The organism is Limisphaerales bacterium (assembly GCA_014382585.1).
Classification (GTDB): domain Bacteria; phylum Verrucomicrobiota; class Verrucomicrobiia; order Limisphaerales; family UBA1100; genus JACNJL01.
Genome location: JACNJL010000026.1, coordinates 1 through 21,344 on the forward strand (window position 1 = coordinate 1; position 21,344 = coordinate 21,344).

A 21,344-nucleotide genomic window follows, 5' to 3' on the forward strand; every position below is an offset into this window, starting at 1 on the left:
ACTCCGGCGGCAACTCCGGCGGCAACTCCGGCGGCAACTCCGGCGGCAACTCCGGCGGCAACTCCGGCGGCAACTCCGGCGGCAACTCCGGCGGCAACTCCGGCGGCAACTCCGGCGGCAACTCCGGCGGCAACTCCGGCGGCAACTCCGGTGGTAACTCTGGCGGTAACTCCGGTGGCAACTCCGGTGGCAACTCCGGTGGGAGTTCCGGTGGGAGTTCCTCGTCCTCTTCGACGTTGGATATTTTGGTGCTCTATACCGATGCTGCGGCGCAGGAAAAAGGTGGGGATAACGGAATCAAATCATTGGCTGGTGCGGCTGTTGGAAATGTCAACACGGCCCTTAAGAACAGCGGCGTGAGTGAACGGGCCAAGCTGGTTGCGACTGAAAAATTTGCCCACACTTCCAACGGAAATCTGGGGTCGGATATCGGCAAAATTGCCAAGGACAGTCAGGTCGCCAGTTGGCGCAATAAACATAAAGCGGATTTAGTGTCCATGCTGGTAAAAAGCTCAAACGGTTCCACTATGGGAATGGGTCATGTGGGGAGTGCGAGTGGCAATAAAGGGGCGGCATTCAGTGTGTGCAAAGTAAAGGCGATCGGCAGTCCGATCCGATCGTTCGCTCATGAAATTGGGCATAATCTGGGTTGCGCGCACGCCAAAGATCAGGGCTCAGGCGCGGGCAAAGGCGCTTTCGGCTATTCGCATGGTTGGCGGTTTGAAGGTACGGACAAGAAAAAATATCGGACTTTATTGAGTTATCAAAAGAGTGCCGGCGAAGCCCGCCTTCCGTATTATTCTAATCCTTCAGTGACTTACCAAGGCGCAGCGACAGGAACGTCTGCTGCGGATAACGGCAAAACAATCAAGGCCGTGATCAAAAAAGCCATCCAGTATTATTAGGCGTTTTCTTCCGTTGGCTTGCGCAGGGCGGCGCGGGTGAGTTTCACGAATCCGTATAAGATTGCCAGCGCGAGGAGGAGTGCGCCGAGTGCGATCAGCCAATCGGGGTCTTCGGTGTTCACCGCTTCAAACTCAATGGTCATCGGTTCACCGGGTTTCATTTGCAGGCTTTGGGTGAATTGATGCACCGTGCCGTGGAGGGGAAGGGTGATGTGCAGCGGGGCCACGGTGCGTTCGGTGAGTTCCTGTGATTTTTGCAGCATCTCCACCTGCTCGAGTGCAGCCTCGGCGTTGTCGCCAGCGTGTTGGGCAATGGATTGCGATTGGCCGGCGGGTTTTTGGTTGGGGAGGTTGGCTTGTAGCGCGTAGCGGGCGGAGTTGCGGTTGTTGAATTCGAACTGCGACTCATTCAGTTTGAGGGCCTGCAGTTGGCGAACTTGCCGTTCCAATTCTCTCAGTTTTTTCCGGTCTGAATTCGAGTTGGCAGCGTCTTGTCGGCGGGCTTGGTCGAAGTACCGGTTGGCGTCCTCCACGTTTCCGGCCTTGATGTTGTCGACCGTATTTTTGAGCGTGCTGGAAAACAGTTTTGATTGTTCTTCCTTTTTCCCTTTTTCATCATTGAGAGTTTTGCTTTCGTAAGCCCGTTGGTCCATATCATTGTTGGGCATGGCCTCGGTTTGTAAAGTGTTGAGGAGCGTGCTCTGTTGGGCTTGGCGCATTGGGTGCGGGTATTGATTGCGTGGCTTCGAGTGGGTCATTGAGCCTTCGAAGTTGGTGTATTTGTAATCGCGCGGGAGGTGGAGTTTCCATTGGGCGTCCTGCAGGGGCACGTTGAGGCGGGGGGACTCAAGCTTCACCTGGCCGCTGCCATCGGGGAAGGGCGTGCTGCTTTCGTAGGTGAACTCCACAGTGAAGGCGGTGTTGTTTTCCGATTGCTCCAGCGGCAACAGGTGCGCGCCCTTTTGCGTGCGCGCGGCGCGCACCGCTTGGCCGGCCACGAAGGCAGACCACAGCCGGTCGTCGCTGCCGGGTAATTCGAGCGTCATCGTTTGCCCGCCGTTGTTGACCACCTGTAATCTTGCCTGCGTGAGCATCCGGCCGTCCTGTGTGAGTACGCTGGTGAATCGCGTGGCGGTGATGCTGGTTTGCAACACGGCGGCGGTTTCAAACTGGTTCACCTGCACAGCGAGTTGCCAGCCGGGCCGCAGGTATTGATACGTTAATGCGGGCGGCGGATCCATCTGCGTGCGCTCGGGCAGGTTGGCCGCGTCCATTGCCGCGAGCGGATCGGCCACGGCGGTGGCTTCCTCCACCTGCAACGGTGTGGTGTTGGCCACTTGCACGGTCACCCAGCCGGTCTCGCGTTCCACGGTGGGATCCACCGGTGATTGGCCGGCGGGCATTTGCGTGCCTTGCACTTGTGGGCCGGTGAAGGTGAATTGATTGGTCTTCGAAAGACTCCAGTCTTTCCATTCCCACGTGAAGGAGAGGTCGTACGTGCCCATCGTTTTATTTTGCAAACGCACGATCCAATCCGTGATGACTTCGGGGTCGGTTTGTCTGCTGCGAATATTTTTGCCTTCAAATTCCACATTCTTGAACTGCTCTGGAACACGAATGCGAAATTCCTGCGTTGGCGCGTTCTTGATGGAATACCGAATCACGGTGCGTCCTTCCAAGTGTGTCTCACTCACTTTCAAATGATTGACTACCTCGGCCGTGGCCCAAACCGGTCGGCGCGCGGTGTTCACCGTGAGACTCCAGCCCAGCGAATCATCGGGCATCGTGGTGATGTGTTTGTACGCCAGCACATTGGCGCCGAGCGTGAAGGGCATCGCGCCGAAGGCGTGGCCGGGCGCGTTGGGTTGGCGGCTGGGCAACTCGGCGGCGGGAATTTCCGTTAACCCCTGCGCCACGCCGGCGGAGACTTCCAGCCCCGGCTCGCTGCCCACGGCCACAAAGCCGGTGAGTTTGTGTGTGCCCAGCGGATGCACCCCGGCCACGGGCACCGTGGCGGCCAGTGGAAGTTGTTTTTGCAAATCAATCCGGACGCCGTACGCGCCCATCATGCGCTGGCTGAGGGTGATTTCCAATTGGCCATCCGCGAGGTTGGTGCGGGCGATGTTTGCGCCGTGGACTTTCTCCACGCGATAGCCTTCGGGTAATGCCAGTGAGAGATTGAAGATTCCGGTTTTCTTAATGGTATAATTCACGTGGCTGGTGAGTTGCAGCGCGTTGGCGCCCACGTGGAAATGCTGGCGCACTTCCGCCTCGAGGCGCGGCTGTACGGCGGCCACTTGCGCGGCCAGCGTAAATGTATTCAGATAGCTAAAGACGTGCATTGGCGCGGTGGCTTTCACCACGGCGGTGAAATCTTCGGTATTCTTTTTGGTGAGGTTAACCGATTGCGCGACGGTGAGGCCGAGGTCATCGCCGGCTTGGAGGCCGACCAATCCGTTTTCGCGTTTCACATCCAGTGCGTGCGGCACAGTCACGGCGGCTTCATTGGGCGGGGCGGCGAGCGGTTGCTCGAGTTCGAGCACGAGCTGCCAGTTTTGGGTGGCCGGCTTGGTGAGGTTCACCACCAGCACGGAGTCATCGGTGCCATCCCCCATCACCCAGTTGCGGAGATTCGGTGCGGTGACGCGCATCAGCTTGTGGCCGGCCGCGGCGGGGGGCAGTTGCACGCGCACGCGGTGAAGTTCGCCCTGGGTCACCTGATAATCGAGCTGCGTGCGAGTGCGCACGAGGCCGCGTTGGTACGTCACATGGCTGGCGTTTTGCACAAATACTGTAGCGGCAATCTCGCGGGCCTTTTGCACGCGGGGTTTCCAGGTGAGGCGTAGCGAATCGTTGGCGCCGATGATGCCCGTGAGGGTGGTGGCATCACCCGCCGCCTCGGTTTTGGCGGTGACCCCGGTGGGCAATTCCATTTCGGCGTCCTGTTCGTTGAGCGTCGCTACCACGTGGCTGACGAGCGCGGGCGGAATGCCAAAGGCAAGCGCGCGTTGGGCGGCGTCGCCGGTGTGTTTGATGAGGAATTTCACTTTGGCCGTGGCTTGGCCGGCGTTGGGGAGCTTGATTTCCAGCGTGGGCCCGGCGCGGCGAAGTGTGGCACCGGTTTGCGTGCAGCTAAACGAATCGATGGCGAGGTGCTCGCGGAAGAGGGTAAAGGCTTGCGCGTCCGCGCGCGTGTCGAGCGTGTATTCCGCCTCCACAATGGCCACCTTCGGATGCACGGTCACATTATAAATGGCGGATACCAAACTGACGGTGTTGGTGCCGGCGTTGGCGCGCACGCCTTTGGCGTCCCACGTATCGAAGGAAAGCTGCCGCCCGCGGTCCCAGCGCACTTCGCGGGCGATCTTGCCGTTGGTGTGCCATTGGCGTGCGAGACCGTGTGGCTCGCCTTGGGCCCACGGTGTTTCGGTGGCTTTTTTTCCGTTGGGATGCCACGTGATTTGGTTGCCGTGAAGTTTGCCGGTTTGATAAATCTGTTGGCCCGACTGCGTGCCGTCGCGTCGCCAACTGGTTTGAGTTCCATGCAGCTTGCCTTTGGCGTACGGGCTGCTCGAGCGTTTGGAGCCGTTCTCGTGCCATAAGGTTTCCACGCCGTGCAGCTGGCCGTTTTGATAATGGCTTTCGATGCGTTTTTGTTGATTGGCAAATGAACCGGTGACAATACCGGTGAAGGGTGCGTCCGCATTCACCTCAAAGCGAGTGCCGTTGCGGTCTTGCAATTGCGCTTCTGAGATGCGCTTGGCGCCGGTGGCTTTGGGCGAGAGCAAATCGATGAGCGTTTGGCGAATTTGTTCCGGCGTGAGCTTGGCTGCGGGCGCGGTCGGTTGAGCGCCGAGCGTGCCTTGGAGGCCGAGGAAAATCGCCAACGCCGCCGTGGCCGCGGCCCCGCCTGAAGTGCTGCCGCCGGTGCTGCTGTCGTCATCGTTGGAAATTTCTTCCGTCGGTTCCGCCGGTGTGGTTTGGCACGCTTGGCACGAGGGCCAGAAGTACCACGTCACCCACGCCAGCACCGCGAGCCCGAGGGTCCAGAGGGTACAGGCAAAAAGTTGGTGGACGGATTGTTCCTGGAAACAAATCCAAATCACCGCACCGTACGCCATCGCGATGCCGCCGGTGATAACGAGCGTGTGGCGATTTTCCGGCACTCGGAATTGCCGCCACAGCACCCACAAACCGGTGAGCAAAGCGAGCAACTGAAACAGCCCGCGCCGCACTTTGCGTTGACCTGAATCCATCACTTGCGCCTCGATGACCATCGCGTCATCGCCGGTTTCACTCGAATGAATGGCTTTGGTAAAATTAAACACGCGGCCATTGGCGGGGATCGTCTGCCGCACACCGCGAATGCCCTGCACCATTGGTGTGCGGGTGGAAGTATTGCCGGGCCCACGACCGGCGGTAGGGCCTTCGCCTCCCCCGGGAATTCCGCCACCGCCGCCACCCATACCCATACCGCCGGTGCCGCCGGGCAATCCGGTGGCGGGATCAGCTGTTCCGCTGTTGCCCGGTTTGCTTGGTTGCGCCGGTTTCGGTGCGGGGGATTTGGGTGGGGATGGTTTGCTTGAGGTGGTTTGGGTGGGGGAATCGTATTTGCCTCCTTCGGCGCGCTCTTCCCCTTCGCTTCCGCCACCGCGTTCACCGGGAGAGTGGGCTTCGTCATCCGCGCCCCAGTTTTCGTTGGATCCCGTATCCGCATAACCGTCAGCCGTTTTGAAAACTCTGGATGTGCTTCGGGCGACTGTCGGCATCAGGATTGCGCTAACAACGAGCAGCGCGATCAAGGCGCCCGCGCCGATGAGCAGTGCCTTGCGGCCTTTGCGCAGGGCGAGCTGTAACAGGCCGAAGGCGATGCCGAAAAAGACGAGCAGTCCCACCACGGAATCCCAATGCGTGCGGCGCAGCACGCGGTTAAAATCGCGCCATACATTGACCCAGCGATAGGGTTCCGCGCGTTGGGGAACCATGTTGCCGCCGAAATCGAACAGCTCGTGCGAGGTGGGGTCGAGGTAAACCTGCCAGGCATTGCCGGTGTGAGGGAGGTCCGGCCGCGGCGCTTCGAGGCGGAGGTCCACCGGCGCGAGGCTGGCGAACGCGCCGCGTTTGCGCACTTCGCCGGAGAGTTCTTCGGTGTACATTATTTCCACATAAAAAGCGTGATTACGGTTGAGGCTCGAGGGGAGCGGCACCAGCACTTTGCCATCAGCATCGGTGCGGGGCGTGACTGATTCGCCGTCCACACTCGTGTAGGTGAGGTTGGCCTTGGCGGGCAGGGTGATGCCCATGAACTGGCGGTTGGTGTTTTTTACCGTGTACGCGGCAAGCGTGATAAGCTGGCCGTCGGGATTGATTTGCGTGCTCAGTAGCGAACGATCCGCCACGGCGTCGAGCCCTTCTTCGGTCGTGTGCTGATTAATCGCCACGGGTAGTCGCTTGGGTTCGGCGTCATATTTATAGGCAAATAAAATAGAGCGATTAACCACGCCGCGATCGGCTTCGTCCAGCTCGGCAGCATCGATTTGGCGCAGGCCGGTTTTGGCGGGGTTGGGGGTCAGCTCGATGTTGGAGGCCCCGGTCAGGGCGAGCGTGCCGGTGACGCGCTCGAGGTGTTGCGGTAATGCCACGCCGAGCGATTGGCTGCCGGCGTTGCTGTCAAACTGATTGTCGTAGCTCACCACGAGCGTGTAGCCGTCCCATGCTTTTTCCTGCAGTGTGAGCGTCCAATCCACCGTGGCGCCATCAGCGGCACGGGTCGCTTGGCGAGCGCGGATGTTCGCTCCGGCGAACTCCACATTTTTCCAGTCATTGGTGCCGGGCACGCGGACGGTGAAGGATTGCACGCCTTGATTCACGATGCCGAATCGAATGGTGGCGCTGCCGCGCAAGAGGCCGTCGCCGATGGTGGCGAGGTTGAAGACTTCGGCGGTGACGATGGCTTCAAGGCGTTCGGCGGAAAAGGTGACTGACCAATCCGGTTGGGTGGCAGTGAAGGCGAGGGCTTCGGCGGCGCCGGCGGCGATTTCGCGCGCGGACCGCAACGCACCGCCCGAGAGCCGCAACCCCGCCGAGGCGCGCGCGGTGATGCGGGCGGTTTGGCGGTCCAACGCGAAAGGTTCCTTTGCGCGCGCGGCGACATTGAGTGGCAGCAAGGTAAAGTTCGCCTGCGATTTGTCGGCGGGTTTTTCCAGCTCTACTGTGACCAGGCGGTTGCCCAGCACGCGGCTTTGGTATTGCAGCGTGATGAGGCCGGTGGCGGGGTCGAGCTTCCAATCAGTAAGGCCGGTGCCGGTGACGTTTGCCACGGTGAATTTATTGGTGCCGGTGAGTACGGCGGCATTGCCAAGGGTGAGCGAATAAATGCCGGCCTTGGTGACGTTAAGCGACACGCGGTGGTAGGCGCGCAGACGGGTTTCGGAAAGATGGGCGTCCACCGCACTGTGTGCGCCCACGGAGGGTTCGATGCGTTTGGTGGTGACCGGGAGCGCAAAGGGCGTGCGGCCAAAGAACCGCCACGCACCGATTTGGCCGGCGGCAGCGTTGACTTTGCGAAGGCCTTGGATGGTGCCGGTTTCCACGGTCACATCCTCGGCGGTGAGTTGGAGATTACCGCTCTCGCGTTCCACGCCCATCGGCGCGGGCGGGGTGAGGCCGGCGGCGGCGGCGGCGAGTGGCTGCTCGGATAGGAGGGTGAGCGCGTAAGTTTTTTCAGCGGGCTGGACAAAATCAATGTTCAACGTGCCGTCGGTCACGGCCCAGTTTTTGATATTTTTACCGTCAACTTTGGTGATCGATTGGCCGGCGGGCAGGGCGACGGTGAGGTTGGTGGGTTTGCCTTGGAGGATGTCGTAGTTGAACCGCGTGGTGAATTTGGCAACGGTCGGGTTGAGGTGAATGGTCGCGGCGGTTTGGGTGGTCAATAAAACGCGCCGTACTTGCTCGGTTACTTTGGTTTGCCAACGCAGCGAAACCTTGCGGTCCGCGCCCAGCGCGCCGCGCACGGCGGCTTTGTTTCCCGTGCGCGGGAGGGGTGTGCCGGAGAGGAGCTCGAGTTCCTGTCCGTTGCCGGCGACGGCGGCGGTGAGTGCGGCGATGGTGGCGGGCGGGCCGGTGAAATCGATTTGCCGCAGCGGATCTTTTTTGGTGATGCGCGGCAGGAGGCTGAGGGAGAGATTATATTGGCCGGGCTTCTCGACGATGAGCTGGTAGCCATCTTGAATTCGCCCGAGGCGCAGGCCGGAGGGGAGTTTGGGATCGATGATGGCCAGCTCGCCCTGGAACAGTGTGAGCGCGGTGGCGACGGTGTTGGTGCTTTCTATCTTAAGCGCGGCGGTGAAGCTGGCGGCGTCGTCGGTAAGCTGGCCGGTGTAGCGGATTTCGTGAACGATCACCGGGCCGGTCTTGGGAGGCGTGGGCGGCGCGACGGCGGCGTGCAAACTATTGAGGGTGAAAAAGAGAGCGGGGATGAGGGCGAAGATTGTTTTCATTGCAATAAAAGGGCTTGGCCGATTCTGTCATATTCGCGGATCGATACCAGCGAAAAGCCACGGGTTGACAAATATGACACTTAATGGACGGGAGCAACGAGCCGTTTCCTCCCGTCAATCCATTGCCGTAATACGCGCTGGCAAGATGCACGAAATCGCGCTACCTTAACCGGAATGGATCTGGACGCCGAACGCGAGATGATCCAACGCTGTCGTGACGGAGAAGACGACGCGTGGGAAGAACTCTTTGCCGAGCATTACGCGGCGGTGGGGCGTTTTGTGTTCCAACTCGCCTCGGATCTCTCGCGCGAGGATACCGATGAAGTGTGCCAGGAAGTCTTTCTTTCGGTTGTAAAAAACCTCAAAGGCTTCAGCGGACGCAGCCGGTTGCAAACCTGGCTCTTTCGCATCGCCGCCAACAAGAGCCGCGATTACCGCGCCAAGCTCCACGCCGCCAAACGCGGTGGCGGGCAAGTGCCGCTCTCGTTGCAGGCGGAAGATGACGAAGGCAACCGCCTGTTGGACCCTCCCAGCCCGTTGCCTTCGCCCGATGAGGAAATGACCCGCGACGAGAAATGGCATCTTGTCGGCCAAGGGCTCGAAGAGCTGGGCGGGCCGTGCCAGCAAATTTTGGAGCTCCGCTATTTTGGCGATTTGAACTACCGCGAAATCAGCGAAGAACTCGATTTAAACGAAAAAACCGTCAGTTCCCGGCTCAGTAAATGCAGGGATAAACTAGAGAACGTGATGCGTCAGCTATTTTCCAGGGAGAAAACCGGCGCAATCCCGTCTAAAAAGTAGGCAGAATATGTCTGAACAAGAAAACAGCAAGATGGAAGCATGGCTGAAAGCCTACCGGCAACAGCGGCGCGACCAATGGAACGAAGACCCCGTGGAATTCGATGAGCCCACCCGCGCTATGTTAATGGCCGAAGTGCGCCGGCAGAATTCGACGGGCTCCGCCACCCCGAAAATCTCCGCCGAACCCGCCGAACCCGCCGCACCCTCGCACGGCTGGATGCGCTGGGCCCTTGGCGGGATGACCGCCGCTATCGTAGTGCTCGGCGTTTCGTCCCTTTCGCAATTTCAATCCGAGTCAGATTCAATGGCTCAAGCCAACCCCGGTTCACCTGAATCCAATTCTCAAATAAAAGCGGGCACCGCTGATGCCTCGCTCGATGACCTGAACCGCGATGCGGCTCATGCTACCGACGAGTCCAAAACGGCGAGCGGGGGTTTGGGCGGAATGAGCAGAGGAATGGCTGCCAAAGGTTCCGTGCCCGGCTCACCCGGCAATACCGTCACCGTGCAAGCCGTGCCTTCGCAACCATTAATCGCTCCCAATCAACCCGCACCACGGCCCACGCCGGTACGAAATATGCCTTCGCGCCAAAACATAGCGATGGAAAATGGCAACTACTACAATCACGCCCGCGAGATGCAGCTGAACTTCGCACAGCAATCCCGCGCCCGCAGCGGTCCCGGAGTTTCCGCAATGCGGACGGTCAAGAATAAGGAATTGCCCAAACCCGTGCTCGTGAATTTCGAACTTAAGCGCGTCGGCAACACCATCCGCGTAGTCGATGGCGACGGCTCGATTTATTCCGGTAACGTCATCAATGAAGAAGCTATGCCCGAAGCCGAGGAACGTAAATTATTGGCCGAGCCCGGCGAAGGGGGTGGAGGTGGTGGTATTGCTGGCGGCGGCGCCTATCACGCGAATGTAGCGGCTAACCCGGCCCGAGCAAAAACACGGCAGAGTAGTCAGGCGTTTTTCCGCGTGCAAGGCACCAACAAAACGCTCCAGCAACTGGTTATCTTCGAAGCGACGCTGGACAATTCTGTGCTTGGCAAAAAAGATGGCACGCTGAACCCACGCGTGGTCGCTCATCCTCAATCCCTCGCGCGGCCGAGTGCTGCAGGAGCCGGACAGGCTCCACCACTCAGCGTACCAAGTGTTGCCGCATTACCCGAAGGGGGTCCAAATAATTTTGCCGGAAAGGCGCCAAAGAATTTAAACGGAAATATGGGAGCCATCCGTGCCATCGCCCGCATGCGCGTGCTTGGTAACGCACGGATTGGCAAAGACAATTTTCCGGTCGATGCTTATCTCGATACCAAGGCCGCCGGCAAAGCGCCTGCGGATGAGATTAAGAAAAAGTAGCCGAGCGTAGCCGAGTGTGTTCGGCAAGCCAGACGACCTTTTTCGTCTCAACCGAAAATTGCGTTAAACAACGCATTCAATAGCGATAGCCCCACCCACATTATGCTACCTATTGCAATCAGCAGGCCGAGCCAGAAAACCGAGAGGCACACGCCGAAGATCGCCAGGTGACGACCGGTTAGTTGAGGGTTCAGGGTCATTTGCCTCAACGCGATGATGCCCAGCCCCAGACCGATCAAACTCGTCACCCCTAAAAATCCCAGCGAGCTGCTGACCGCACTGATCACGGCCAATGCACTCACGCGTTCCGGTTGGGTGGATTCCGCCGTTGCGGGAGATTCTGAATCGCCAGCTGATTTTTCAATCAACGGCGGTTGATCGGGTTGTTCTCCATTCGTGGATTCTTCCACGACGGGCGGTTTAGTTTCTGATTCCACAGTTCCTTCAACTTCTACCGGTTTGGGATTGCGCATTACCATAAGGGTTTATCGATCTTCCGTTTGGGGAGCGGGAACGGGTTGCGATTGGGCAGACGGTTGTGGCGTGGTGTTTGCTGCGGGTGCGGCCGGTTGTGGTTCGGGTTTGGATTGAACAATGGGTTGAGCTGATGGGTTTACTGGCGCGGGGGAGGGCGCGGTTTCAGTTTTTTTTAGGGCCGTAAAATCGCCGAACTTGCGTTTGAAGGTGGCGTCAAAAGGTTTGTCGATCAGCTCGCGCTTGGCCGCTTCGCTGCTGCCAGAGGCTTTGGAGAAGGGCCATGTGATAATGTAAAATCCAGTTCCCAAAATCGTGCCCGCCAAGCTCACCGGGCGCACCACCACTTCGGCGAGGTACGCTCCACCGGAGCCATCCACCAGACGTTCGCCGGCTTGGGTTTGAGTCGCGGGAGTGATGAGCAGCGCCAAGACTGCCCCCAAGAGTATCGCACGGGACTTCATGCGGGATTGTCTATCAAAATTATTCCGGTTTGTCTATGAAAGAATAGCATCGCCAATCCGAAGCCCTCCGCGCACCCTTGGCTGATGCTGCTGCATTTTATGCGCGAGGGCGAAGCGTTCGGGCCGTATCCACTGGATGAAGCGCGCGAATATCTCAAGCGCGGTCAGATTTTGCCCACCGATCAAGCGTGGTACGAGGGCGCGCCCGATTGGATGAATGTTATCGAAGTGCCGGGCGTGATTGGCACGGCCGCTCCCGGTGCGCCGCCTTCCCCCCCGCCCGGCGCGGCGCCGGTGCAAACAGAAGTGGTCGCCCGTTACACCTCGGACATCACTAAGTTTAACAAACGCTTTTTCGATACTGAGCTGGGCCGATTCCAAAAGCTCAATCCCGACGGAAATCCCGAGGCGCTCTTTATGCAAACCCGCGAAGGAGCCTTCGCCGTCTTTCGCATTGCCGATGTGAAAGGCGATCATTGTTTTATTTCCATCGACGTCGGCGGTGCGCGCAAGGAAAAGCGCGTGAACTATTTTAACATCCGAGAGATTGAAATTCAGAAGCGGTGATTTTTTCTGAACTGACAAAACTGATTTTGGTGGCAACACTTCTGGCCCTCGGCTGCACCACAGCACCACCGTTGGATGTCGGTTGGCAACCGGCGGAGGATTCTGCTGAACTCACCGCAATGGCCCGGCGCACGTTTGATTTGGTGAATAAACATCGTGCCGCCCGCGGCTTGCGGGTTTTGAAATGGGACGCCCGCATCGTCCCCGTGGCCCGCCGACACAGTGCGGCAATGGCGCAAGAGCGACGGCCTTTTAGTCATCGCTACTTTCAGTCGCGTGCTCAGGAGATCCGTCGGTTTCGGCCTTTCAGCAAATGTTCGGAAAACCTCGCTCTCAATTATGGCCACACTGATCCGGCCGCGCGTGCATTGCAATCATGGCGTGAGAGCTCTTCCCATCGCGAAGCAATGGAAGCCCCCTTCACTCACACCGCCATCGCCATCGCTAAATCCGCTGCCGGTAAATATTATTTCACCCAGCTTTTCGTGCGCGCTCACTAATGAGTGTGGGAGATTTCATAGTGCAAATTTTTTTAAGTGCGGGATTTACATCCGGTTTTTAAAGTGCTACAGTCGCCGCTTGGACCCCGATATCATCTTATCTTTAGTTCGCAAAATTGCGAAGAACCCCAAGGGAACGCTTACAAAAGCTGACTTTGAAAAAGTGTTTGATGCCACTTTTTCCGGCAAAAACATCGTCAACATCAAGCCCTTGCTCAAGTTAACCTCCGTCAGCAACCTTTCGTTGGTGGATAATGAAATTTCGGATTTGAAGCCTCTGGCGTCCTTGAAAAATCTGGTGCAGCTGCAGCTGCAGGGCAATCAGATCAGTGCCCTTAAGCCGATTTCTGATTTGGTTTTGCTGGATCAACTCAATCTCAGCCGCAACCAAATCAGCAATATCGCTCCCTTGAAAAAGCTGGTCAACCTCGAGCGATTAAACCTGATTAACAACAAGCTCACCAATATTGCCGTGTGTGCCAACTTCCCTAAACTCTCGTGGCTCGGCCTGAATTTTAATGACATCACCAAGTTAAAGCCCTTGTACGGATTGAAAAACCTTGAAGTGCTGATGATCAAAGGCAACACGAATCTTAGCAGCGCGGAGATCATGGATCTCGAGGACACGCTTCCCAACTGCACCATCGAGTATTAGCGGCGGGGTTGGGTTAGCTTCGCAGTTTTTTCAGTAGCTTCCGATGCCCTGTGGTGAAGGGGAGTTTCATTAGTTCGTTGATTGTGCACCATTTGCTTTGAGAGCTTTGAGCATGTTCGTGATGAATCGGGTACGCTTTGAGCTCGATCCGAAAATGCGTAATCGTGTGAAGAGCGGTGGCGATCGGGGCCGTGTTTTTGGGGATCGCATAGTGTGAACCTGAATCGCTATTTGGAAATTCCCAAAACCCCGCATTCACTGCGTCGTTCGGCCGTTGCTGCACAAGATAGTGCGGGCCGCGTGTGATGAGGTATACCTCAATCTGTTTGACTACGTACTCGATTGCGCGGCTCTTGGCGGGGATCGCGTCGATCGCATTTTGCCGTCGCGCCACGCAAGCCCGGGCCACGGGGCATTGGTTGCAATTGGGTTGGCGCGGAGTGCAGACAGTAGCACCCAGTTCCATCAGCGATTGATTTAGCGCCGAACAATTTTTCGTTTTGACCACGAGCATTTCAGCCAAATTCCAAAGTTGATCTTGCGTGGATTTATCTTTTGGATGTTCGCGGATGCCAAAAATCCGCGTGAGGATGCGCGTGACATTGCCATCCACAATCGGCTCCGCCCGCCCAAAAGCAATGCTGCCGATCGCGCCGGCGGTGTAGCGGCCAATGCCCGGCAAGGCGCGAATGGCTTCGGGGTCGTTTGGGAAGCGATTTTTGTGTTTGCTGACAATTTGCTTCGCCGCGGCTTGGAGATTCCGCGCGCGGGAATAGTAGCCCAAGCCCTCCCAGAGCTTCAGCACGTGCTCGGGCTTGGCGCGCGCGAGTTTTTCAATCGACGGCAGCGCGCGCATCCATTTTTGCCAAAACGGGATCACCGTTGCCACCTGTGTTTGTTGCAGCATGATTTCGGAAACCCAAATGGCGTACGCATCCCGCGTGCGCCGCCACGGCAAGTCCCGTGCATTTGCCGCATACCAATCCAGCAAATGCGGAACGAGGCGGCGAGCTTTGCGATGATGCGACACGCGGCGACGGTGAAGGGAAAACCGATGGCGGCCAAGTTCAATTGGACGGTTGCGTGATTGCGTTTTGCGTTTGCGCCGGGGCTTGGCTGGTGTACACAAGGGACATGCAATTGATTTCCAGATTGTCGTTGTGGGTTTGTCTTGCGCTTTGCTTGAACGTGAAGGCGGAGGGGAAATGGGTTTCGTTGTTCAACGGGAAAAATCTCGAGGGCTGGACGGTGAAAATTAAAGGCCAACCGCTGGGTAAAAATTTCAAAGACACTTTCCGTGTGAAGGAAGGTTTGTTGCAAGTGGGCTATGAGGGCTATGACGGGTTTGATGAACAGTTCGGCCATATTTTTTATAAGGACTCGTTTTCACATTATCGCATCCGCGTGGAGCATCGTTTTGTGGGCAAGCAAATCAAAGGTGGCCCGGGCTGGGCTTGGCGTAACAGCGGCATCATGCTGCATTGTCAGGATCCAAAATCGATGGGGTTGAACCAGGATTTTCCAGTATCGATTGAAGTGCAATTGCTGGGTGGCCCGGAAAAGGGCAAGCGCACAACGGCGAATCTTTGCACGCCGGGCACCCATGTGGAGATGGATGGCAAGCTGCATACGCGCCATTGTTTTAACAGTAAATCCGAAACGTATCCCGGCGATCAATGGGTGACGGTGGAAGTGGAAGTGCGCGGTGGCGAGGTAATTAAGCATTTTGTGAATGGCAAAGAAGTGATGGCGTACACCAAGCCGCAATATGATCCGCGCGATGCGGATGCGAAGAAACTCATTAAAGGTGATGCGTTAAGCTTGAAGGCGGGATACATTTCATTGCAGTCGGAAAGTCATCCGGTGGAGTTTCGCAAAGTGGAGCTGATGGTGCTGGAGAAGTAACGGCGGATTGATGGCGGATTGATGGCGGAAAAGGCACTCACCTCGTACACCTGCAAACTCGACGAGACGCAAGCAGCGCAGCTCGAGGCGTACTTATTGGAACGCGATTACGAAATGCGCGCGGTGCCGTATACGCGCTTCGCGGGCCATCGCAATCAACTCAACGTAAATTTCTATAACAGCGGCAAGCTGTTGATTCAGGGCAAAGGCACGCGGGAGTTTGTGGAGTTTGTGCTCGAGCCGGAAATTCTCAAGGAAGCGCGGCTGGGTTATGAGGCGGAGATCAACCCGGATTTCATTCAGCCGCGCTTGGGCGTGGATGAATCAGGCAAGGGAGATTTTTTTGGGCCACTGGTCATCGCCGCAGTTTATGTTAATGAATCGGTCGTGCGGCATTGGCAGGAAAAAGGCATCAAAGATTCCAAACGGGTGAAGAGCGACCAACGCATTGGTGAGCTGGCGAAAGTGATTCGTAGCACGCCGGGATGCATTTGGACCGTCGTGCCGATTGGCCCAGAGACTTACAATCGGATGCACAAAAAAATGCGGACGGTGAATCAAATGCTCGCGTGGGGCCACGCACGGGTGATTGAAAATTTGCTGGAACGCGGCGCCGAAATGGATCCGCGACCGGAGCGGGCGATCAGCGATCAATTCGCCCGCAGTAAGTCGACAGTGGCCAATGCGTTGATGGAATTGGGGCGCGGACTGGAGCTTGTCCAGCGGCATAAAGCAGAAGAAGACCTCGCAGTGGCCGGGGCATCCATATTGGCTCGGGACGTGTTTGTGCAAAAAATAGCCGAATTGAGCGAAAAAGTGGGTAAAACATTGCCAAAAGGCGGTGGGAAACCGGTCGATGTGGTGGCCAAAGAACTGGTGGCAGAGCAAGGCGAGTCGATTTTGGGGGAGGTGGCGAAGGTGCATTTCCGCAACGCGGCGAGGGCGTTGGGGCAACCGGAACCGCCTCGGTGAATAACTTTTTCAAAAAAAATAAAAAAAACGTTGACTCGCAGCCTTGAATCGCTAGTTTCCCTCACCCGCCGACGGCCCCAATGGGTGTGTTTTGAATGCGATAAATTGTGTATGGAACGTGTTTAAAACGTGTTGGGCGGTTAAAAACGAGATGTAAACGAACAAAGCCTAGCCACTTTTCCGAGGAATTTGGGGAGTGTGGTATGGGGTTTTGTCGTTTGTTGAGATTAGAGAGTTGATCAGGAAATTAATTGTAACCGTGCCCTTGTAGCTCAGTTGGTAGAGCGCGTCCTTGGTAAGGACGAGGTCACCGGTTCAAATCCGGTCAAGGGCTCCAGTTTTAGTAAAACGTTAACCAGAAACAGAAGGAAGAGAAAGCAGCATGGCTAAGGAATCATTTGTGCGGGCCAAGCCCCACGTTAATATCGGCACTATCGGTCACGTCGACCACGGCAAAACCACGCTGACCGCCTCCATCCTCGCGGTGCAGGCGAAAGACGGCTTGGCGGAAATCAAGGAATATTCGGAAATCGCCAAGGGCGGTAACGTGCGTGATGAAACCAAGACGGTGACCATCGCCGTGGCCCACGTGGAGTACGAGAGCGAGTCGCGCCACTACGCGCACGTCGATTGCCCGGGTCACGCGGATTACGTGAAGAACATGATCACCGGCGCGGCGCAAATGGACGGCGCGATTTTGGTGGTGGACGCTTCCAGCGGTCCGATGCCGCAAACCAAAGAGCACGTGCTGCTTGCCCGCCAGGTGGGTGTGCCCAGCATCGTGGTGGCGCTCAATAAAGCTGACCTCGTGGACGACGATGAGCTGCTGGATCTTGTGGAGATGGAAGTGCGTGAATTACTTAGCAAATACGACTTCCCCGGCGACGACACCCCCGTCACCCGAATGAGCGCCACCGGCGCGATGGCGGGCGAAGAGAAGTGGGTGAACGCCACCAAGGATTTGCTCAAGGCCTGTGATGATTTCATCCCCGAGCCGGCTCGTGCGGAGGATCAACCCTTCCTGATGTGCATTGAGGATACTTTCATTATTGAAGGTCGCGGTCTGGTGGCCACCGGTCGCGTGGAGCGTGGCGTCCTTAACAAGATGGATGAGGTGGAACTGGTCGGCATCAAGGAAGAGACCGAAAAAACCGTGGCGACGGATATCGAAATGTTCCGCAAGTTGCTGGACGAAGCGCGCGCCGGCGAGAATGTGGGCGTGTTGCTGCGCGGCAAAAAGAAGGGTGAAGTGGAGCGCGGCCAAGTGTTGGCTAAGCCCGGCAGCATCAAGCCGCACACCCGTTTCAAGGGGCAGGTTTATGTGTTGAGCAAAGACGAGGGTGGCCGTCACACGCCGTTCTTTGCCAACTACCGCCCGCAGTTCTTTTTCCGCACCAGCGACATCACCGGATCGGTGCATGAGCTGCGCGATTCGGATGACAAGAACACCGTGGAAATGGCCATGCCCGGTGACAACGTAATTATGGACGTGGAGCTCGGCCAGCCCGTGGCGATGGAGGAAGGCTTGACCTTCGCCATTCGTGAAGGTGGCCGCACCATTGGTTCCGGCCGGGTGGTGAGCATAACCGCATAGGCGCAATCCGCCTCACCCCGGGGTTCGGACCCATCGTTCGTTTATACGGCGATAGCTCAATTGGCAGAGCAGCGGTCTCCAAAACCGCAGGTTGGGGGTTCGACTCCCTCTCGCCGTGCCAACATTGACGGCAATCGGAGGGGTGGCAGAGTGGTCGAATGCGGCGGTCTTGAAAACCGCTGTACCGCGAGGTACCGGGGGTTCGAATCCCTCCCCCTCCGCCAACCGGGACGCGACCGCCGCCGACATGGGTAGCAACGACAGTTATTGAATTGAACACAGATGGCAGCAACCACGAATACTAATGCAGCCGGCAACGCGCCTGAAATCCCCGCGGTTTCGGGCGCGCTACCTGCGCCCGTCGGCACGGTTCATGAATCCACCGACCCCAAAGGCGCGTCCAGCGACAAGGCCGAGGACACCCCCGGCGGGGGCATTGATGGCTGGACGATCTTTTGGTTAGCCGCGGGCTTTGCGTTGTTTGTGGTTTTGTGGCGCAAGGGGTACATCGCCTCCTTCCGTAAATTCATCGGTGAAACCCGGGAGCAACTGTACAAGAGCACGTGGCCCACAATGGACGAACTGAAGCAGCACATCGTGGTGGTGATGATTTCCTCCGTGATGCTCGGACTATTTACGGTGATCTCGGATAAAATTGTCCGTTTTATCATTTGGGATCGGTTAATGGGCAGTTAGGAATTTTTTATGGCACACGAATGGTACGTCATCCAGACCCTCTCCGGACAGGAGCAAAAGGTCGAGAAAAGCCTCGCCAAACGCATTGGCGATGAGGAGATGGCCGAGTACATCAAAGAAGTGCTCGTGCCCATGGAGAAAGTGGTGGAAGTGCGCGGCGGGAAAAAAACCACCACCCAGCGGAAACTCTATCCGGGTTATATGTTTATGGAGGTAAACCTCTACGACGACGAAGGCCGTATTCATGCCGCGCCGTGGGATTTCATTAACGGCACCCAGGGCATCATCGGATTTGTGGGCGGCGAACGACCGCAACCCACGCCGCCCGCTGAGATCGCAGATATCCAATCGCAGATTGCCGATTCGGAAGAAACCGAACGGCCGAGAGTAAATTTTGAAGTGAACGAGATTGTAAAAATCAACGACGGTCCGTTCCTCAACTACAATGGCGCCGTTGAGGCGATCGATCCGGAGAGCGGCAAGCTCAAGGTCACCATTGATATTTTTGGCCGCAGCACCCCGGTGGAGCTGGAATACTGGCAAGTCGAAAAACAATAACCCACATTTTATAGGAAAACGGAATGGCCAAAAAAGAAATCGGAATCATCAAGCTGCAAATCCCCGGCGGGGACGCCAAGCCCGCCCCGCCCGTGGGCCCGGCGCTCGGTCAGTTAGGCGTGCCCATCATGCCCTTCTGCAAAGAATTTAACGCCAAAACCCAGAACATGGCCGGCACCATTGTGCCGGTGGTCATCACGGTTTATCAGGATAAAAGCTTTACCTTCATCCTCAAATCCCCGCCCGCAGCGGAATTGCTAAAGAAAGCCGCCGGCATCGCTTCCGGCAGCGGAACGCCCAACAAAGACAAAGTGGGTCGCGTGTCCAAGGCGCAATTATTGGAAATTGTGAAAACCAAACAGGACGATCTGAATGCGTTCGACGATGAGAAAGCCATTCGCATCATCGCCGGCACGGCCCGCAGTATGGGCATTGAAGTGCGTGGATAGTTTTTTGAAATTTTTGAACAAATAAAACCGCGGGAGGGCGTACGTCCGATTGCACCGCAAACACAACATGCCAAGCAAACGATATAGTAAAGCACAGGAATCCCTGAACGGGGATGAGCGTCAGGGACTGCAGGCCGCCATCGGCGTGCTGGCGGGTTTTCCCAAGGCGAAATTCGACGAAACCGTGGAGCTCAGCTTCCGGATGGGGGTGGATCCGAAGCACTCGGATCAAATGGTGCGCGGCACCGTTTCACTGCCGCACGGTAGCGGCCAGAAAATTGTGGTGGCCGCCTTCACCGCCGAAGGCGCGGCAGCCGATGCCGCCAAAGCCGCCGGCGCAGAACACGTTGGCTTCGAAGATTTAATCAAGAAAGTGGAAGGCGGTTGGACCGGGTTCGACGTCGCCGTGGCCACTCCTGAAGCGATGAAGGCCGGTGTCTCCAAGCTCGGCCGCCAGCTCGGCCCGCGCGGATTGATGCCCAACCCCAAAACCGGAACGGTAACTGAAGACCTCGGCAAAGCAGTCACCGCGGTGAAAGCCGGACGCGTGGAATTCAAAGTGGACAAATCTGCCAACCTCCACGTTGTCGTCGGTAAAGCATCTTTCAGCCAAGAAAAGTTGCTGGACAACGCGCGCGCGGCGGTAGACGCGATCATGAAAGCCCGGCCGGATTCGTTCAAAGGCACGTATCTAAATAGCTGCACGATCAGCGCCACGATGAGCCCCGGCGTGAAAGTGGATATCAAAGACCTCGGCAAACAAGACTAACGGAGCAACGGAGCAAAACAATGCGAGCGGAAAAACAATTTTTGACGAATGAATACGTGGAGCGGCTCAACGCGTCGCCCTACTTTATTGCCACCGATTACACCGGCGTCACCATGGCGCAGTTTGAGGAGCTGCGCGGTAAGTTGCGGGCGGAAAGCGCGGAAATTCACGTGGTGAAAAACTCCGTGTTCCGGAAGGCCTGCGAAGAAACCGGCGTGGGCGATCTCAACGGCGGCCTGTCCGGACAGGTGGCCGTGGTCACCGGCGAAAGCGAAATCGCCGGTGCCGCCAAGGTGATTAAGGAATACGGCCAAAGCATCAAGCGGCTGAACATTCACTTTGGTTACCTTGGCGAAGAACGTCTGGAAGGCGAGGCCGTGAATCGGCTGGCCGATCTGCCTTCGCTGGATGTATTGCGCAGCCAACTGCTCGGGACTATTCAGGCACCGGCCACGGCGATTGCGCGCGTGATTGGCACACCGGCCACGATGTTGGCCCGCGCCATTCAGGCGAAGTCCGAGAAAGGCTAAAACGAATTAAACAATTTCGTCTGCCGCGGGTGCGGTGGGCGGTTAAAACACGAACCACTGTAAATCGTCGGGACGCAGGCGGCGCACTGAAATCCCTTCCGCCAGAGGGACGACGAGACGACACAAAAGAAAGAAAAAACAAAATGGCAGATCTGGATAAAATTGTAGACAGCTTGAGCGAACTCAGCGTGATTGAGGCCGCCGATCTGGTGAAAAAACTTGAAGAGAAATGGGACGTCAGCGCCGCTGCTCCCGCAGCAGTGGCCGTGGCCGGCCCCGCCGCAGGCGGTGGCGATGCGGCGGAGGAAAAGGATTCCTTCGACGTCATCTTCGTCGGCGACGGCGGCAAAAAGATTCCCTGCATTAAAGCGGTGCGCGGCATCAAATCGGAACTTGGACTGAAAGAAGCCAAGGATTTCGTGGAAAGCGCCCCCGCCACCTTGCTGGAAGGCGTGAGCAAAGATGAGGCCGAAGCGGCCCAGAAAGCGCTCGAAGAAGCCGGCGCAAAGGTCGAGCTCAAGTAGCTTGGTATTTTACCGGGCACCGGCGGGGGGCATCCTCCGCCGGCCGCCTCGGTGATTGCGAAAGCGATGGCCGGGGCACACACAAGCGGATCCGCGGAGCCGCTCTTGGATGGGTT

The 21,344-nt window shown here is 57.4% G+C and carries 19 protein-coding genes and 3 tRNA genes; 18 read left to right on the forward strand and 4 right to left on the reverse strand.

Translation table 11 applies throughout. The features are described from left to right. Positions 1-905, forward strand: a 905-nt coding sequence (locus H8E27_03450; GenBank protein MBC8324663.1) for a hypothetical protein, incomplete at its 5' end; no start/stop codon positions are given. On the opposite strand, the gene H8E27_03455 is transcribed toward H8E27_03450, so the two are convergent. Beyond that, a complete protein-coding gene (locus H8E27_03455; GenBank protein ID MBC8324664.1) occupies positions 902-8,407 on the reverse strand; it encodes a toxin-antitoxin system YwqK family antitoxin in 7,506 nt (2,501 codons plus the stop codon). The two genes, H8E27_03450 and H8E27_03455, sit on opposite strands and share 4 nt — an antisense overlap. A gap of 174 nt (positions 8,408-8,581) precedes the next feature. Between H8E27_03455 and H8E27_03460 the strand changes: the two genes are divergently transcribed. Further along, on the forward strand, positions 8,582-9,208 hold the full coding sequence (locus tag H8E27_03460) for an RNA polymerase sigma factor (protein ID MBC8324665.1): 627 nt from the start codon (positions 8,582-8,584) through the stop codon (positions 9,206-9,208). Positions 9,209-9,215: 7 nt separating this feature from the next. Next, positions 9,216-10,571 (forward strand): hypothetical protein, encoded by a 1,356-nt coding sequence (locus H8E27_03465; protein ID MBC8324666.1) that lies wholly within the window; start codon positions 9,216-9,218, stop codon positions 10,569-10,571. 47 nt (positions 10,572-10,618) lie between these two features. On the opposite strand, the gene H8E27_03470 is transcribed toward H8E27_03465, so the two are convergent. Then, positions 10,619-11,044, reverse strand: a complete 426-nt coding sequence (locus H8E27_03470; GenBank protein ID MBC8324667.1) for a DUF4190 domain-containing protein — start codon at positions 11,042-11,044, stop codon at positions 10,619-10,621. A 12-nt stretch (positions 11,045-11,056) separates the two neighbouring features. Then, on the reverse strand, positions 11,057-11,509 hold the full coding sequence (locus H8E27_03475) for a hypothetical protein (GenBank protein MBC8324668.1): 453 nt from the start codon (positions 11,507-11,509) through the stop codon (positions 11,057-11,059). Positions 11,510-11,593: 84 nt separating this feature from the next. On the opposite strand from H8E27_03475, the gene H8E27_03480 reads away from it, so the two are divergent. The 3 genes from H8E27_03480 (at position 11,594) to H8E27_03490 (ending at position 13,231) form a co-directional block, all read left to right on the forward strand. Beyond that, on the forward strand, positions 11,594-12,076 hold the full coding sequence (locus H8E27_03480) for a DUF4339 domain-containing protein (GenBank protein ID MBC8324669.1): 483 nt from the start codon (positions 11,594-11,596) through the stop codon (positions 12,074-12,076). A 29-nt stretch (positions 12,077-12,105) separates the two neighbouring features. Then, positions 12,106-12,576: a CAP domain-containing protein gene (locus H8E27_03485; protein ID MBC8324670.1), complete on the forward strand. Its 471-nt coding sequence runs from the start codon at positions 12,106-12,108 to the stop codon at positions 12,574-12,576. A 163-nt stretch (positions 12,577-12,739) separates the two neighbouring features. Next, positions 12,740-13,231, forward strand: a complete 492-nt coding sequence (locus tag H8E27_03490) for a hypothetical protein (GenBank protein MBC8324671.1) — start codon at positions 12,740-12,742, stop codon at positions 13,229-13,231. A gap of 13 nt (positions 13,232-13,244) precedes the next feature. Here H8E27_03490 and mutY read toward each other — a convergent pair whose 3' ends face one another. Beyond that, entirely contained in the window at positions 13,245-14,261 is a 1,017-nt protein-coding gene (mutY, locus tag H8E27_03495; GenBank protein MBC8324672.1) for an A/G-specific adenine glycosylase, read from the reverse strand. Positions 14,262-14,365: 104 nt separating this feature from the next. On the opposite strand from mutY, the gene H8E27_03500 reads away from it, so the two are divergent. The 12 genes from H8E27_03500 (at position 14,366) to rplL (ending at position 21,228) form a co-directional block, all read left to right on the forward strand. Continuing rightward, a complete protein-coding gene (locus H8E27_03500; protein ID MBC8324673.1) occupies positions 14,366-15,136 on the forward strand; it encodes a DUF1080 domain-containing protein in 771 nt (256 codons plus the stop codon). A 21-nt stretch (positions 15,137-15,157) separates the two neighbouring features. Continuing rightward, a complete protein-coding gene (locus H8E27_03505) occupies positions 15,158-16,108 on the forward strand; it encodes a ribonuclease HIII (protein ID MBC8324674.1) in 951 nt (316 codons plus the stop codon). Between the two features lie 261 nt (positions 16,109-16,369). Continuing rightward, positions 16,370-16,445 (forward strand) — tRNA-Thr (locus H8E27_03510). A gap of 45 nt (positions 16,446-16,490) precedes the next feature. Then, complete coding sequence (gene tuf / locus H8E27_03515) at positions 16,491-17,702, forward strand: elongation factor Tu (GenBank protein MBC8324675.1); 1,212 nt, start codon at positions 16,491-16,493, stop codon at positions 17,700-17,702. A 45-nt stretch (positions 17,703-17,747) separates the two neighbouring features. Next, a tRNA-Trp gene (locus tag H8E27_03520) sits at positions 17,748-17,823 on the forward strand. 15 nt (positions 17,824-17,838) lie between these two features. Next, positions 17,839-17,926, forward strand: a tRNA-Ser gene (locus H8E27_03525). Positions 17,927-17,984: 58 nt separating this feature from the next. Then, positions 17,985-18,398, forward strand: coding sequence for a preprotein translocase subunit SecE (gene secE, locus H8E27_03530; protein ID MBC8324676.1), 414 nt, complete (start codon positions 17,985-17,987; stop codon positions 18,396-18,398). A 9-nt stretch (positions 18,399-18,407) separates the two neighbouring features. Continuing rightward, a complete protein-coding gene (nusG, locus tag H8E27_03535) occupies positions 18,408-18,956 on the forward strand; it encodes a transcription termination/antitermination factor NusG (GenBank protein MBC8324677.1) in 549 nt (182 codons plus the stop codon). Positions 18,957-18,979: 23 nt separating this feature from the next. Then, positions 18,980-19,405, forward strand: coding sequence for a 50S ribosomal protein L11 (gene rplK, locus H8E27_03540; protein ID MBC8324678.1), 426 nt, complete (start codon positions 18,980-18,982; stop codon positions 19,403-19,405). 67 nt (positions 19,406-19,472) lie between these two features. Continuing rightward, on the forward strand, positions 19,473-20,174 hold the full coding sequence (locus H8E27_03545) for a 50S ribosomal protein L1 (protein ID MBC8324679.1): 702 nt from the start codon (positions 19,473-19,475) through the stop codon (positions 20,172-20,174). Positions 20,175-20,194: 20 nt separating this feature from the next. After that, on the forward strand, positions 20,195-20,704 hold the full coding sequence (locus H8E27_03550) for a 50S ribosomal protein L10 (protein ID MBC8324680.1): 510 nt from the start codon (positions 20,195-20,197) through the stop codon (positions 20,702-20,704). Positions 20,705-20,847: 143 nt separating this feature from the next. After that, complete coding sequence (gene rplL, locus H8E27_03555) at positions 20,848-21,228, forward strand: 50S ribosomal protein L7/L12 (GenBank protein ID MBC8324681.1); 381 nt, start codon at positions 20,848-20,850, stop codon at positions 21,226-21,228. The last annotated feature ends 116 nt before the right edge of the window (positions 21,229-21,344 follow it).